This window comes from Nocardia exalbida NBRC 100660, from assembly GCF_000308575.1.
GTDB lineage: Bacteria > Actinomycetota > Actinomycetes > Mycobacteriales > Mycobacteriaceae > Nocardia > Nocardia exalbida.
Window position 1 is genome coordinate 171,122 of sequence record NZ_BAFZ01000007.1, and the last position, 12,840, is coordinate 183,961.

At 66.1% G+C, this 12,840-nt stretch carries 17 protein-coding genes; 8 read left to right on the forward strand and 9 right to left on the reverse strand.

Annotated elements, in window-relative coordinates; all coding sequences use genetic code 11:
- Positions 1 to 4 precede the first annotated feature (4 nt).
- The 3 genes from ON29_RS34425 to ON29_RS03350 all read right to left on the reverse strand — a co-directional run bounded on the left by ON29_RS34425 (position 5) and on the right by ON29_RS03350 (position 1,960).
- Complete coding sequence (locus ON29_RS34425; RefSeq protein WP_157172637.1) at positions 5 to 613, reverse strand: DUF3558 domain-containing protein; 609 nt, start codon at positions 611 to 613, stop codon at positions 5 to 7.
- Between the two features lie 336 nt (positions 614 to 949).
- Positions 950 to 1,300: a DUF4254 domain-containing protein gene (locus tag ON29_RS03345; protein WP_245548809.1), complete on the reverse strand. Its 351-nt coding sequence runs from the start codon at positions 1,298 to 1,300 to the stop codon at positions 950 to 952.
- A gap of 138 nt (positions 1,301 to 1,438) precedes the next feature.
- On the reverse strand, positions 1,439 to 1,960 hold the full coding sequence (locus ON29_RS03350; RefSeq protein WP_063825235.1) for a hypothetical protein: 522 nt from the start codon (positions 1,958 to 1,960) through the stop codon (positions 1,439 to 1,441).
- 255 nt (positions 1,961 to 2,215) lie between these two features.
- Here ON29_RS03350 and ON29_RS03355 point away from each other — a divergent pair, with 255 nt between their 5' ends.
- Genes ON29_RS03355 through ON29_RS03365 form a run of 3 tightly spaced genes read left to right on the forward strand, consistent with a single transcriptional unit; the run spans position 2,216 to position 3,526 of the window.
- Positions 2,216 to 3,103 (forward strand): helix-turn-helix domain-containing protein, encoded by an 888-nt coding sequence (locus tag ON29_RS03355; protein WP_040864609.1) that lies wholly within the window; start codon positions 2,216 to 2,218, stop codon positions 3,101 to 3,103.
- Positions 3,100 to 3,306, forward strand: a complete 207-nt coding sequence (locus ON29_RS03360) for a DUF397 domain-containing protein (protein WP_040864610.1) — start codon at positions 3,100 to 3,102, stop codon at positions 3,304 to 3,306. The genes ON29_RS03355 and ON29_RS03360 overlap by 4 nt, the downstream gene beginning before the upstream one ends.
- A gap of 19 nt (positions 3,307 to 3,325) precedes the next feature.
- Positions 3,326 to 3,526: a DUF397 domain-containing protein gene (locus ON29_RS03365; protein WP_040864611.1), complete on the forward strand. Its 201-nt coding sequence runs from the start codon at positions 3,326 to 3,328 to the stop codon at positions 3,524 to 3,526.
- A gap of 176 nt (positions 3,527 to 3,702) precedes the next feature.
- Here the strand turns inward: ON29_RS03365 and ON29_RS03370 are convergent, their stop codons facing one another.
- A complete protein-coding gene (locus ON29_RS03370) occupies positions 3,703 to 4,185 on the reverse strand; it encodes a MarR family winged helix-turn-helix transcriptional regulator (RefSeq protein ID WP_040864612.1) in 483 nt (160 codons plus the stop codon).
- A 111-nt stretch (positions 4,186 to 4,296) separates the two neighbouring features.
- Between ON29_RS03370 and ON29_RS03375 the strand changes: the two genes are divergently transcribed.
- From ON29_RS03375 to ON29_RS03395, 5 genes are all read left to right on the forward strand, one after another.
- Positions 4,297 to 5,139 (forward strand): NAD(P)H-binding protein, encoded by an 843-nt coding sequence (locus tag ON29_RS03375; RefSeq protein ID WP_040864613.1) that lies wholly within the window; start codon positions 4,297 to 4,299, stop codon positions 5,137 to 5,139.
- A gap of 50 nt (positions 5,140 to 5,189) precedes the next feature.
- Positions 5,190 to 6,578: an MFS transporter gene (locus ON29_RS03380; RefSeq protein ID WP_040864614.1), complete on the forward strand. Its 1,389-nt coding sequence runs from the start codon at positions 5,190 to 5,192 to the stop codon at positions 6,576 to 6,578.
- A 268-nt stretch (positions 6,579 to 6,846) separates the two neighbouring features.
- Positions 6,847 to 7,194 (forward strand): hypothetical protein, encoded by a 348-nt coding sequence (locus ON29_RS03385; RefSeq protein WP_217999075.1) that lies wholly within the window; start codon positions 6,847 to 6,849, stop codon positions 7,192 to 7,194.
- 257 nt (positions 7,195 to 7,451) lie between these two features.
- Positions 7,452 to 8,171, forward strand: a complete 720-nt coding sequence (locus tag ON29_RS03390; RefSeq protein WP_157172638.1) for a hypothetical protein — start codon at positions 7,452 to 7,454, stop codon at positions 8,169 to 8,171.
- The gene (locus ON29_RS03395; RefSeq protein WP_157106555.1) at positions 8,147 to 8,371 is read left to right on the forward strand and encodes a hypothetical protein; all 225 of its coding nucleotides are present in this window, start codon (positions 8,147 to 8,149) and stop codon (positions 8,369 to 8,371) included. Before ON29_RS03390 ends, ON29_RS03395 begins: the two co-directional genes overlap by 25 nt.
- 218 nt (positions 8,372 to 8,589) lie before the next feature.
- On the opposite strand, the gene ON29_RS35565 is transcribed toward ON29_RS03395, so the two are convergent.
- The 5 genes from ON29_RS35565 to ON29_RS03420 form a co-directional block, all read right to left on the reverse strand.
- Positions 8,590 to 9,054, reverse strand: coding sequence for a YbhB/YbcL family Raf kinase inhibitor-like protein (locus ON29_RS35565; RefSeq protein ID WP_051174825.1), 465 nt, complete (start codon positions 9,052 to 9,054; stop codon positions 8,590 to 8,592).
- Between the two features lie 255 nt (positions 9,055 to 9,309).
- Entirely contained in the window at positions 9,310 to 10,404 is a 1,095-nt protein-coding gene (locus ON29_RS03405; protein WP_040864618.1) for an NAD(P)H-dependent flavin oxidoreductase, read from the reverse strand.
- On the reverse strand, positions 10,401 to 11,159 hold the full coding sequence (locus tag ON29_RS03410) for a CoA-transferase subunit beta (protein WP_040864619.1): 759 nt from the start codon (positions 11,157 to 11,159) through the stop codon (positions 10,401 to 10,403). The genes ON29_RS03405 and ON29_RS03410 overlap by 4 nt, the downstream gene beginning before the upstream one ends.
- A complete protein-coding gene (locus ON29_RS03415) occupies positions 11,159 to 12,034 on the reverse strand; it encodes a CoA transferase subunit A (protein WP_083863205.1) in 876 nt (291 codons plus the stop codon). Before ON29_RS03415 ends, ON29_RS03410 begins: the two co-directional genes overlap by 1 nt.
- 12 nt (positions 12,035 to 12,046) lie before the next feature.
- Entirely contained in the window at positions 12,047 to 12,811 is a 765-nt protein-coding gene (locus tag ON29_RS03420; protein ID WP_039794869.1) for an enoyl-CoA hydratase family protein, read from the reverse strand.
- Between the last annotated feature and the right edge of the window lie 29 nt (positions 12,812 to 12,840).

Consider the following 12,840-nt stretch of genomic DNA (forward strand, 5'->3'; position numbering starts at 1 on the left):
CTCCTTAGTTCCTCGGCAGATACTGCGCCAGCTCGGAGGCATGGCGACGGACCTCTATGCACGGATCGCCTTGCTTGCCAATGGAGTAGCGGGTGACAACCCGGAACAACACGGTGCCTTGTGCCACCTTGACCGCGATGCTGCACTTGAGCTGCTTGCTGTCGCCTACATCGAGGAACTCGACGGCATTACGGGTTCCCACCGACTGTGGTGTGAAGGATTCGAAATCACGACGTTTTTGGACGTCCTGCAGAGTGGGCGTGCCTGAGAAGACCGTCAAGTCGTACCAACGAGAGTTGGCTCGCCACCCGCATACCTTCCATCCAGTGAAGTCAACGCCGGCCGCGTCCTTGTTCTTGCTGGCAGGATCCAGCCCAGTAGCCGATATCGCTGAATCCGATAGGTTACACGGGTTCCAAAGTGCGGCATCGGGATCGGTTGACCTCGTAGGGGCGGAGGTCGACGTGGCCGCCACCGATGTGGAAGGCGGAGTGTCGCCGGTGCTGTCCTCACATCCAGCCAGCACCACCACCGCACCCATCGCGAGTGCGGCGCCACGCAGCAACTTCCCCCAGCTCGTCATCGGTTCCTCACCGCCGGTGCCGTAACGCATCGACGGGGGCCGGACCGGCTTATCCGCCCCCTGCAAGCTGGGATCGACGCTACTGGCCGGTCCCCACGGGTGCAACCAGGTCGGTGCTGATTCACGCCATCGCAGTTGTGAAGTTGTGCAATACACGTCACCAGCCACGATCGGGTGCAAGGGTGAGCGCCTCACGCCCTCAGTGCTGTCTACGGCTCGGCCGGGAAACTGGCCTTCTTCGGCGCGGGCATCGCAGCAGGCGGCGTCAGCTCTAACCTGCGCGACAGGCGAGCTCCCCTATACGAACTCCACGTGAGTTCGGTGGTTGGGTCCAGCCTTCGCCGACCCGCTGGGAGCCGTACCGCGCTACGGCCCGCCCGGCAGGCGGCGTTGTCCCGTCCCCACTTCGTCCTTCAAGTCTTCGTAGCCGACCGCCAGTTCCGCCAGACGTTCCCATGCGTCGCCGAGGACCCGATTCGAGCTGCTTGCCAACGCCGCGTAGGCGAGTGCGGTGTACTCGGCGAGGCGGTCTACCACCGAGCCGACCGTCTCGGTGTGGACGCGGGCCGCGCCGAGAGATGGTCGTAGCTGGGCGGTGACCCAGCGGTCGATGTCGCGGACCAGGCGGGCGCGGCATTGATCGATCGACTCGGCTTGCGCCAGTCCTGCGGAGAGGCGGCTTTCGTGAAGGGCGGTGAGGTCTCGAGCTGCGGTCAAGAGGGGATGGTCGTCTCGAGCGTCGCCGCGACAGGCGGCCAACAGGCGGTGTTTGGGGGGTAAAGGTTCCGGTGTCATCGCGCGCCGCCGGGGGAGGTCGGTCCATCTGCGGATGGGCAATGCGGCGAAGCGGGAAGGTCACGCGCTCAGACCCTTTCCGGATTCGCCGTTCGCCACCGTGTGCCGGTTTCGCGGGTGTCGAGTGGACGCTCCGAGTGCCAGGTGCCGGATCGCCGCCAAGACCAACTGGCCGGACGGGCGGTACGCCGAGCGCGGAGGTTCGATCCAATGGCGGAACAAGGCACATCGGTCGGTGGGGGAAGGGAGCGCGATCTCACCGCCCGCGCGCACTATGGAGACGTCGAGGCGGAACATTTCCGCGAACAGGCTGTCGTCGTTCGGCAGATCGGGACGCACCAAGTAGCTCCACCGTTGTGAACGCGGGTGGGACATGATCGGGCCGATACCGTGCCCACGGCGCTGTAGGTCGATCTTCACGAGTTGCCCCAGGTGGGCGGGCATCATCAGCGCCCAGACGATTCCGGCCCGAATCACGATGCGGCCCAACTCGGGTGGGTCGACGATCGCGGGCAGGCCGCACACCTGCCGGTAATACCGGCAGCGGGACACAGGCGTGTCCCCGAACTCCGATTGGTTCATTTCCAGACCTCTGCGCGAGTCGGTGAGCTAGGGTGCGCCCAGCCCTGGAAGTCGGCAGAACCCAGGGGCGGGGGCGTGGTGGGAGATCGGGGTGGCCCCCTACTGGGCGCGAAGTCAGCAAAACACCTTTGACCTGCGCGGAGTTCGAAGTCTGGGTTTCCCAGCCGAACTCGGCCGAAGGTCCAGAGCAAATCCCGTGCCGGGTCGTAGTCGTCACCCGGTACGGGTCGAATTCGCACTAGAAGAGGGGATCCCATGGACGAGCACGACACCGGCTCGACCCTGCCGAGGCGTCAGCTCGGGTACTACCTGCGTGACGCACGGACAGCGCTGAATCTGTCGTTGGAAAGGCTCGCCGAGCTGGCGGACTTGAGTTCGTCGGTGCTGCAACGATTGGAAAAGGGGGCAGCGACTCGATTGAGGGTGCGTGATGTCGAAGCGCTCTGCGATGTGCTGGGGATGACTCAGGACATGACGGCAGCCATGGTCGGACTACATCAGCAAGGCGCCGCGAAGAGTTGGTGGCACGAGTACGGAACGGTGATACCTGCAGATTTCGACGTGTATGTCGGATTGGAGACGGCGGCACGGAAGCTGTCGGTGTACCAGCCCTCGTTGGTGCACGGCCTACTTCAAACTCCCGACTACGCCCGCACCCTCATCCGAGCGGCCAACCCCACGGAAGACAGCCGCGACCATGAGCGACGTGTCGAACTTCGGATGAAACGCCAAGCGATGGTCACCAGAAGGCATCGGCCGATCGTGCTCGACATGGTGTTTCACGAGTCGGTCCTGCGCAGCACCGTAGGCGGAGCGGATGTGATGTCACCGCAACTTCGATACTTGGCTGAGGTCGGGAAGCTGCCCAACGTGACGATCCGTATTCTGCCTTGCTCGGCTGGCGCACCGGTCGGCGATCCCGTGGGTCAGTTCGCGATTCTGGAGTTCGACGAGGATGCCAGGGGCGCCGGTGTGTTTCCTCCGGTTGTCTACCTCGAAACCTTCACCGGCTGTATGTATCTGGAGAAATCAAATGACCTGCAGCGCTACGATCGAGTGCATGACAGTCTCCGGCGGGCAGCGCTGGACGAGACGGACAGCAGGAGCCTGCTCCGGCTGATAGCGAAGGAGATTTCAGCATGACTGTCGACCTATCAGCGGCCAACTGGTTCAAGAGCAGCTACAGCGGCACCCATTCCGACTGTGTCGAAGTCGCCTTCATCGGCAGCGGTACTGTCGGCGTTCGGGATTCCAAGAACCAAGCCGGTCCAGCGCTCAGGTTCGGTCGCGGCGCGTGGGACGCGTTTACCGCGAGCTTGGTCGCCGGTGACTTTCGGTGGCAATAGTCGTCGGTAGGCAAGCTCAATGAGGGGGATTCAGCGGTCCAAGAGCAGGCACAGTGGGACCCAAGCTGATTGTGTCGAGGTCGCTTTCCTCTCGCGCGGTGACGTCGGTGTGCGGGATTCCAAGAACCCCGGCGGCTTCACGCTCGTCTTCACGCCGAGCGAGGGGGACGCCTCTACGGCAGCAGTACATTCTGGGGAGTTCGCTCCCGAGCTTGCCTGAACGGATAGGGCCAGGGACGGATGCTGGTCGATGATGCCCCGGATTCCAGACGGATCCGGGGCATCAGCATTTCTGGGGCGCCACAGCTGTTCACGGCACAGCAGTGAACAGCTCATAACTGTGCCCGCGACGCAACCTCATGAGTGCCCGCCGTCTCGGGGATATGGCCCGGGGTTCTAGGCGTTTTTCTCCGGGCCCCGGTCCTTCAGCTCCGCGAGTGAATCCACGTACTGAAGCAGGAGGCGGGCCAGTTCCAGGCGGTCGTGCTCCGACCATTCGGCGGTGATGTAGTCGTAGGCGTCGCGCTGGTGTTTACGGAACCGGGCCATCAGGTCGCGGCCGGCGTCACTCAGTTCGAGGATCGTGCGGCGGCCATCTTGCTGTGAGGCGGCGCGTATGAGATAGCCGGCTTTGATGTTGTCGCTGACCATGCGGCTGGCCACGGACGGGTCGACGCCGAGCATCTCGGCGATCATGCCAACGGTGATCTCGTTGCCCTGACTGTGCTCCAGTACCAGATTGAGCACCAGTGTGCGGTTCAGATCCTTAGCGGAGATGGGGTTTGCCACATCCAGCATCGAGGTCCGCCGCAGTTTTCCGAACGCCGGGCCCACCGCGTTGAGCAGGTCGTCGGCGGTGGGCCCATCCTTCGCAGTCATGTGCACATGGTAACTCCATGCCCAAGTTTCAATGTGTGTTGACAAGCAAATGCGTGCATAGCAACATGTATTTGTGCAAGCGCACAGATCATTCCTCGAACCGGAGCACTCATGACCTTCCTTGTCACCGGCGCCCGCGGCCGGATCGGCCAGGCGATCATCACCGCCCTGCATGCCGCCGACCTGCCTGTCCGCGCCGCCAGCGCCGACCCGGCCGCCCTCACCGTCCCCGCCGGAGTCGAAGTCGCCGAACTGCGCCTCGACGCCCCCCGCACCTTCTGCCCCGCGCTGGAGGGTGTCACCGGGGTCTTTCTCTATCCCGAACCCGCCGGCATCGACGCCTTCATCACCACCGCCCAGCGCGCCGGTGTCGAACACATCGTGCTGCTGTCGTCCTCGGCTGTCCTGTCCCCCGCCGCCGAAGACGACCCCCTCGCCTCCCACAACCTTGCCGTCGAAAGGGTCTTGGCTGCTTCGAATCTCACCGCCACCGTGCTGCGCCCCGATAGCTTCGCCACCAATGCCCTCGGCTGGGCCCATCTCATCAGCAACGGCATGTCCGTCGAGCACGCCTACCCGGATGCCGCCATGGCGGTCATCCACCCCACCGACATCGCCGATATCGCCGTCGCCGCCCTCACCGCGGACGAACTGCGCGGCCGAACCGTCACCCTGACCGGCCCGGAGCTGCTCACCTTCCGCGAACAGCTCGCCATCGTCTGCGACGTCCTCGGACGCGACATCCCCATGGTTCCCATCACCCGCGCCGCGGCCGAGCAGCAGATGAGCCGGCACATGCCGCCCACCTTCGTCGGCTCCCTGCTCGACTACTGGGCCACCGCCACCGAACGACCCGCCCCTGTCGCCGAGACCACCGAATCCCTGCTCGGCACGCCTGCTCGCGGCTTCGAGCAGTGGGTGCGCGAGAACGTCGGCGCTTTCTTCCCGGCTTGATCCAACCTCGTGCCTCCTATCCGAGGCTCGTGTCCTGAAAAGGCATTTCCATGTCCACAGACCTGGCCCCCGACCTCCGCGCCGCGGCGCGCGCTCGCTGGGCCGTTCTCGCTGTCATCCTGTTCGCGTCCGTCCTCGACCTGCTGGATGCCACCATCACCAATATCGCCGCACCCACTATCGCCGCCGATCTCGGTGGCGGGGCGGCTCTCGTGCAATGGCTCGGCGCCTCGTATTCCCTTGCCATGGGGGTGCTGCTGGTGGTCGGCGGGAGGCTCGGCGACAAGTTCGGGCGCCGCAGACTATTCCTCATCGGCATCATCGGCTTCACCTTCGCTTCCATCGCCTGCGGGCTTGCGGTCGGTCCCGCCTCCGTCGTCGTGTTTCGCGTTCTGCAAGGTGGTTTCGGCGCACTGCTCATTCCGCAGGGGTTCGGCATACTCACCGCTGTCTTCCCCCGCGATGAACTGGCCAAGGCCTTCGGTGTCTTCGCACCCGCTCTCGGCCTGTCCGCCGTCGGCGGACCGCTTCTCGCCGGGTTTCTCATCGACGCAGACCTTTTCGGATTCGGTTGGCGGTCGATGTTCCTGATCAATATCGTGCTCGGCGGCCTGGCCGTCGCGCTGGCCGCCCGGCTGCTGCCCCGGGGCGACGGCGATCGCTCTGTCACCGTGGACGGACTCGGTTCTGTTCTGCTCGCAACCGCCATGTTCGGCGTGCTCTACGGGCTGATCGAGGGCTCAACACACGGATGGTCGGCCGCGCCGATCCTGTCATTCCTTACCGGACTCGTCTTCTTCGCGCTGTTCGGGCTACGCCAGCACAGTGCCGCAAGCCCCTTGATCGAGCCCTCGCTGCTGCACAACCGCGGGTTCACATCGGGCCTGTCGCTGGGCTTTCTCTATTTCGCCGCGACGTCAGGGTTGCTGCTCGTACTGTCGCTGTACCTACAGGAAGTGCTGCGCCGCAGCCCAACCCAGGCCTCACTCGGACTCGCGCCTGTCGCCGTCGGGATCATCGTCTCTTCCATCGCGGCACATCAACTGATCGAACGGCTCGGTCGCACACTGGTCACCGTCGGGCTCCTGCTCACCCTGCTCGGCACGCTCACGCTACTGGCCCTCGTCGCGGCGATCGATCCCACACCACCGATGCTGATCGTGCCGGCATTCCTCACCGGCCTCGGTCTGGGAGCCTGCTTCGGCAGCATCTACCAGGTCACCCTCGGCGACATCGATCCGAGTGAATCCGGCAGCGCCAGCGGTTCACTGTCCGCTGTCCAGCAGTTGGCCAACAGCCTCGGCGCGGCCGCTGTCACCACCGTGTACTTCCACACCACCGGCACAGCCACCGCCCTGGCCGCGGTCGTCGCCATCACCGCGCTGTGCTGCGTCGTGGTCCCGTTGCTACCACGACATGCGCCACCGCAATCTCGCTGAGACCTTCTGTACCCCGCGCCCGTCGTGCCAGCAGGACGGGCGCGGGGTGTGGGCCATCCGTGAGATTGTGGTCTATTGCCATTTATGCACGGTGACCAGGGAGGACGCCGTGTCAGCGCATGTGTCGGGTCGGTATCAGGCCGATGAGTGGGGATGCCGACCGGTCGGAGAACGCCCGAGTCGCCAGGGTCCGGCATTGATCGCAAACGTGTCGTAACGTCGGACTGTTCAACGAGTAATGATCATCCTCTTCTGTAAAATCGCGGGGATGGCGAACACCGTTGCGCTCGAATCGCTTTCCTTCGATTGTGATGCCCTGGACGCGATCGGCGGGAGCGGAGCGCTGATCGGGTACGCCCGCGTCTCGACTCAGGACCAGACTTCGGACCGGGAGACCCGCGCCCTGAAAGCCGCCGGACGCCTGGCCGCCGCACCGGCCCGCGGGCAACGCCTCGGCCTGCGTCCGGCGGTGCCCGACGAACAGGTCCGCCAAGCCCGCGCTCCGCTTACCGGGCCCGACGAGTCGGTGTCGTCGATCACACGACGTCTGGTTGTCTCCCGCATGAGGTGGTACGAGTACGTACGCGACCCGGGGCAGGGTTCGCCGATCCGGTGAGGGGTCCGGGCGCCAATGCTGTCAGGGAGTTGTTCAGGCGACTCCGCGACGATCTGCGCGGAATGCTGCGCCGCCAGGCGGAGGGCCACAACGCTTGGATACACGGCAAAGCCGAAGGCGTCAGAGAAACTGATCGCGTCATCCGGAGAAGCGACCAGGACGGACACGACCGGATCGCGGGTACCCGAAAATCAAGCGATGCCGCGGATGGTTCGGCTCCTGTCGCCGCACGCTCCGGGCGGACGCCGCTCACCGATTTGTCGCATATGCGGCCGCTGGGTGACCTCTTCGACGGCGCTCGGCGCGGCGATCTCGACGACTACGACCTGACCCGGGAGCTGGGAGGACTACAGCGCAAGTACGGCCCCTATCACCTCGAGGATCTCGGCGCCTGGTACGAACGGTCCTGGGAACGCGAGGACGGAAGCATTCACCCCGACAACGTGGGGTTCACCGCGAAGATCTCCGGCCCCGGCGGAGAAGACGCCGGATCGCTGCTCTACAGCTTCACGCGCGACAACGACGGGAGGCTCGTAGTCACCCATGATCTCACCGAACTGAACGAAGGTTTCACCGGCAAAGGATTCTCCACTGCCTTCGCCGCATCCACAGAGGACTACTTCCGCCGATCGGGCGTGGACAGAATAGAGCTGACCGCCACGAGACTGCGGCAAGACAGCTCACTCGACGGCGCGGTCGCCTGGGCCAAGGCCGGCTACGACTGGAACCCGGATCCCGGGAAACTGGCGAAGTCCGTCAACAGCATGAGATCCAGGATCGACTCACTGCTCGACGGGGAAATAGGCACGTTGAGCCCCGCCGACACAGCGCTACTTCAGGACATGCGCACACGATTCGACGGACCGCCGGTGGGGTTCCCCTCACCCAGGGAACTGGTCATGCTCACCGGTGACAACCTGAAACTCGGCGAGCAACTGATGAAAGGATCGTCATGGCACGGGATGAAGAAACTGTGACTCCCACCCCGGAAGAACGTGAGTTCATCGAGGCCCGCGGCAAGGCGACCTCCACCCACTTCATGCGGTTCGTCACCGAACGCGGCCTCGACACCGACCCCGATACCTGGCCCGCGGCCGACCGGGAAGAATTCGACCGGCAAGCACGCCGACTCATCGAGGAATGGAAAAACCGCGCCCGCGAAACCTTCGGCCTGTGAACGTCACCCGGATCTGATGCTCCGGTTCACAGCGCACACCTGGATACGGCCCAGCGCGCACACAAGTTTCTCTTGGAGGATTCTCTCGCCGGTCCGGAAGCCGCGAGTCCGGACCGGCACCCACCATCCGAGTGCCGGAGCAGCGCCTGGCACGGTCTGCTTCGAAAGCGCTCCGTGCCAGGTGGTGTCGACAGCCAAAGGTGTCGGGATGCGGGCTGCTACCCGTCGACGGTATAGGTACCGATGAGTCGGCCGTCTCCTATGCTGGCGTCGACGATGGCGGATCTGGCGTCGGCCGGTGAGGTCTGGGAGTCGACCCGGACGGGGTGGGAGAGGGCATACACGATGAAGCGGTAGTGGTGGGTGCCGGTTCCCGCCGGTGGGCACGGGCCGAAGTATTCGGCTCGGTCGGCGCTGTTCAGGCTGACCACCCCGCCCGCGGGCGTCTGCCCCTCTTCCGCGGACGTGGTGGCCGGTGGGATATTGCTGACCACCCAGTGGGTGAACAGGCCGCTGGGGGCGTCGGGATCGTCCACGATGAGGGCGAGCCCGGCGGCCTGCGGGGGAGCTGTCCAGGCCAGCGGGGGCGACTCGTTTCTGCCCTCGCAGGTGTAGACCGCGGGGATCGGATCGCCATGGTTGAAAGCGGAACTACGCACCGAGATCTCGGTCGTCGCGGGCATCGCGGCCTCCGCTCGGGTCGAGGATAGGAGTCGAGTCCTGCGATTCGCCTGTCCCTGTCCGTGCGGACGAGCCCGGCGCGCGACGGCGGCGGATACCAGGCGAACCCGGTATGTCGTTGTCAGTCCAGCGTAAGCCGACGAGGCCCGACCGACCAGGCACGGCCGCAAACACGCCGTTACCGGCGGGCTTCGCGGGCCGTCGCCTGTTCTGGCACTTCTGGCCCTATGCCGATAGGTGATGGCGGCCGCCATCTGTCAGTCGGACCCCCTCGCCGCCCCTTGTTTCGTTCCGGCGAGCGCCGCGATCGTCTCGATCCGCCCCACCGCGTCGGTGACGATCCTGTCGATCAACTCCTTGCACGTCGGCAGGTCGTCGATGATCCCGGTGACCTGACCCGCGGCGAGCACGCCCGCCTGGGTGTTGCCCTCGACCAATCCGGCGCGCAGCAGCATCGGCGTGTTCGCGGCCATCACGACCTGGGACCAGCTGAGGTCCTTGGTCTTTCGCATGGCCAGGCCGTCGCGAATCATGGTCGACCACTTCATGCCGGTCATGCTCTTGAACCGGGCCGCGTTGCCCACGGCGGCGGTGAGCCCGCGCCAGCGGCCCGAATGCTCCAGCCGCTGCACCAATTCGGTGTTCAGCACGCGGTGCGGCATGCCGTCGACCTTGAGGGACACCACCGTGTCCTGGAGCTGTCGCCGCAGGTACTCCTGCTTGACCGCGTCGGGAACGGTGCTCTCCTGGGTGAGCAGGAACCGGGTGCCCATCGCGACACCCGCCGCGCCGTAGGCCAGGGCGGCGGCCAGGCCGCGCCCGTCGAAGAACCCGCCCGCCGCGACAACGGGGATGTCCACCGCGTCCAGCACGGAGGGCAGCAGCAGGGTGGTGGCGACCGGGCCGGTGTGCCCGCCGCCCTCCCCGCCCTGCACGATCACCGCGTCCGCGCCCCAGGACGCCACTTTGATCGCGTGCTTGGCCGCGCCGATGGACGGGATGACCACCACGCCCGCGTCTTTCAACTTCGCGATCAGGTCCTGCTTGGGCGCGAGCGCGAACGACGCGACCGCCACCTTCTCCCGGATCAGCAGATCGATCCGCTCGGGCGCGTCCGCCGCGTCGGCGCGGATGTTCACGCCGAACGGCTTCGCGGTGTGCGATTTGGTCTTCGCGATGGCCGCCTCGAGCTCGGCGAAGGTCATGGTGGCGGAGGCGAGGATGCCGAGCCCGCCCGCTTCGGCGGTGGCCGACACCAGACTCGGGCCCGCGACCCAGCCCATGCCGGTCTGCACGATCGGGTGTTCGATGCCGACCAGATCGGTCAGCGCGGTGCGCAGGCGCGGGCTCATGACGGGACCTCGGTTTCGCGGATCTTCTCGGGGTCGAGCACCTCCCGGATCAGCCGCAGCTCCTCCGCGCTGGGCTGCCGGGTCTCGCCCGCCTCGGCGAGACCGGCGATCTCGAACGAGGTGTTCTCGGCGACCTCGTCGGCGGTGACGCCGGGATGCAGGCTGCGGGCGCGCATGGTGTGGCCGGGGCCCTCGAAATCGAAGACGCCCAGATTGGTCACCACGCGGTGCAGGTGGTGGAAGCGGTAGGCCGGGTCGGCGGCGTCGACCTTGTCGTAGCCCACACCGGAGACGATGTCGACACCGTCTGTGAAGACGCGATTCGTGTGCCGCGCGACCCAGTAGCTGGTGGCGTGGTTGATCGTGTTGCCCGGTGCGCCGCGCACACCGAACATCTGCCGGGTCGGCTGCTGGAGCGATCCGAACGCCGAGAGGTTCTGGTTGCCGAACCGATCGATCTGGTTGGCGCCCATCACCACGTGCCGCCGGCCGGAGGCCACCACGTCGAAGACCCTCCGGAACGGAATCCAGCCTTCGATCGGTGCCTTTCCGCCCAGCGGGGGTGTGTCGGCGAACAGCAGCGCCTCGCCATCGGACAGCAGCAGATCCGGTTCGGTGGTGAGTTTGGCCAGGCGCGCGCCGATGATCGACATCGGCGACATCGGGCTGGCCATGATCTCCCCGGCGCCGCTGAAGATCTCGGCGCAGGCGACGGCGCAGATCTCGGCGCGGGTGACGGTTTCGGTGCTGGTCATCACGCCTCCTCGGCGAATCGGCGGACGGCGGCCTGGTACTGCTCCTCGGAGCCGGCCAGGTAGGTGTCGACGAACCGCTGCCACGCCTCCGGCGTCTTCGCGGATTCGACGTAGTGCTTCTGGAACCGCTCGTCCCGGCCGTAGTCGTCTCCGGCCAGGGTGAAGTGCGCGCCACCCGGCGCCTCGATCACGCCGTCCACCATCATGCGGTTGAGCAGCAGCGCTTGCAGCGGAACGGTTTTCACCAGCTCCTCGGTCGCCACCACGCGCTCGACCGAGACGTAGCGGCGCTGCGCGGCCAGGCAGAACAGGTCGTCGAAGTACGGGTCGACGCCGGTGTAGGCGGCGTTGCCGTGCGCGTCGCCCAGGTTCAGGTGCACCAGCGCGGCATCGAGATTCAGCGCGGGCATGGCGATCAGAGTCTCGGGCGCGCCGTCGACGGGGTAGGGCGATTCGACCGTCTTCAGCTCACCCTCCCAGAAGTTCGGCACATCGGAGCCCAGCCCGGCGCGGATCGGCAGGAACGGCAGTCGCGCCGCGGCCGCCTCCAGCCCGCACTTGAGCATGCCCTCGTCCATCTCACGGGCGGTCAACGCGCCGGAGGTGCGCGCCTTGGCGAACCACGGGTCGTAGAACGGCGGCGAATCCAGCGACACGAAGCCGTAGTACGCCTTGCGAACCTTCCCCGCCGAGCACAGCAGCCCCAGGTCGGGTCCGCCGTAGCCGACCACGGTCAGATCCGTGATGTCCGAACGCAGGATGGCTCGCACCAGCGCCATCGGCTTGCGCCGTGACCCCCAGCCGCCGATGCCGATGGTCATCCCGCTGCGCAGCTCGCCGACGACCTCGTCGAGCGACATCCGCTTGTCTCGCATGGAAATTCCTCTCTACTGCCCGCTCTTGCGCGCCGCGAGATCGTCGTCGAACCGGGCGCGGATCTCGTCGGCGACGCCGGCGAGGTTGAGTTCGAAGGTGAATCCCTGCTCGTACCGGTAACTGCGGTGCACGTCCTGCACGTCGATGCCGTTCAGTGCCCGCTTGGCCGCCCGGATCACCCGGCCGTCCTTGGCCGCGATGTTCTTGGCCAGCTCCAAGGCGGCGGCGTCGAGTTCGGCGCGCGGCACCACCTGGTAGACCGAGCCGTAGTGGTGCAACTGCTGTGCGGTGATGGTGCTCGCGGTGTAGAACAGCGCCCGCATCAGGTGCTGGGGTACCAGCCGCGCGAGGTGGGTCGCCGCGCCGAGGGCGCCGCGGTCGACCTCGGGCAGCCCGAAGGTGGCGTCGTCGGAGGCGATCACCACATCCGCGTTGCCCACCAGTCCGATGCCGCCGCCGAGGCAGAAGCCCTGGACCACCGCGATCACCGGCACCTGGCACTCGTACACCGCGGCGAACGCCTCGAAGCAGCCGTGATTGGCGTCGATCAGCGCCTGGTGGCCCGGCTTGCTCTGGATCTCCTTGATGTCCACGCCCGCGTTGAACCCGCGGTTCTCCGCGCGCAGCACCACCACCTTGGTGTCCGGATCCCGGCCCGCCGCGCGCACTTCGTCGGCGATGGCGAACCAGCCGTCGGTAGGGATGGCGTTGACCGGCGGATAGTCCACCGTGACCACGCTGATGCCGGTCGATTCGGAGTGGCGGTTGATCCCCATGGCACTTCCCGTCGTGTGGTGAACGCATT

Excerpts from the sequence above, each read along its gene's own strand:
- ON29_RS03420 (WP_039794869.1), bottom strand. The coding sequence starts at position 12,811 with ATGGGGATCAACCGCCACTCCGAATCGACCGGCATCAGCGTGGTCACG.
- ON29_RS03370 (WP_040864612.1), bottom strand. The coding sequence starts at position 4,185 with ATGACTGCGAAGGATGGGCCCACCGCCGACGACCTGCTCAACGCGGTG.
- ON29_RS03365 (WP_040864611.1), top strand. The coding sequence starts at position 3,326 with ATGAGGGGGATTCAGCGGTCCAAGAGCAGGCACAGTGGGACCCAAGCT.
- ON29_RS35565 (WP_051174825.1), bottom strand. The coding sequence starts at position 9,054 with ATGCCCGCGACGACCGAGATCTCGGTGCGTAGTTCCGCTTTCAACCAT.
- ON29_RS03375 (WP_040864613.1), top strand. The coding sequence starts at position 4,297 with ATGACCTTCCTTGTCACCGGCGCCCGCGGCCGGATCGGCCAGGCGATC.
- ON29_RS03405 (WP_040864618.1), bottom strand. The coding sequence starts at position 10,404 with ATGAGCCCGCGCCTGCGCACCGCGCTGACCGATCTGGTCGGCATCGAA.
- ON29_RS03395 (WP_157106555.1), top strand. The coding sequence starts at position 8,147 with ATGGCACGGGATGAAGAAACTGTGACTCCCACCCCGGAAGAACGTGAG.
- ON29_RS03410 (WP_040864619.1), bottom strand. The coding sequence starts at position 11,159 with ATGACCAGCACCGAAACCGTCACCCGCGCCGAGATCTGCGCCGTCGCC.
- ON29_RS34425 (WP_157172637.1), bottom strand. The coding sequence starts at position 613 with ATGCGTTACGGCACCGGCGGTGAGGAACCGATGACGAGCTGGGGGAAG.
- ON29_RS03360 (WP_040864610.1), top strand. The coding sequence starts at position 3,100 with ATGACTGTCGACCTATCAGCGGCCAACTGGTTCAAGAGCAGCTACAGC.
- ON29_RS03385 (WP_217999075.1), top strand. The coding sequence starts at position 6,847 with ATGGCGAACACCGTTGCGCTCGAATCGCTTTCCTTCGATTGTGATGCC.
- ON29_RS03415 (WP_083863205.1), bottom strand. The coding sequence starts at position 12,034 with ATGCGAGACAAGCGGATGTCGCTCGACGAGGTCGTCGGCGAGCTGCGC.
- ON29_RS03350 (WP_063825235.1), bottom strand. The coding sequence starts at position 1,960 with ATGAACCAATCGGAGTTCGGGGACACGCCTGTGTCCCGCTGCCGGTAT.
- ON29_RS03355 (WP_040864609.1), top strand. The coding sequence starts at position 2,216 with ATGGACGAGCACGACACCGGCTCGACCCTGCCGAGGCGTCAGCTCGGG.
- ON29_RS03380 (WP_040864614.1), top strand. The coding sequence starts at position 5,190 with ATGTCCACAGACCTGGCCCCCGACCTCCGCGCCGCGGCGCGCGCTCGC.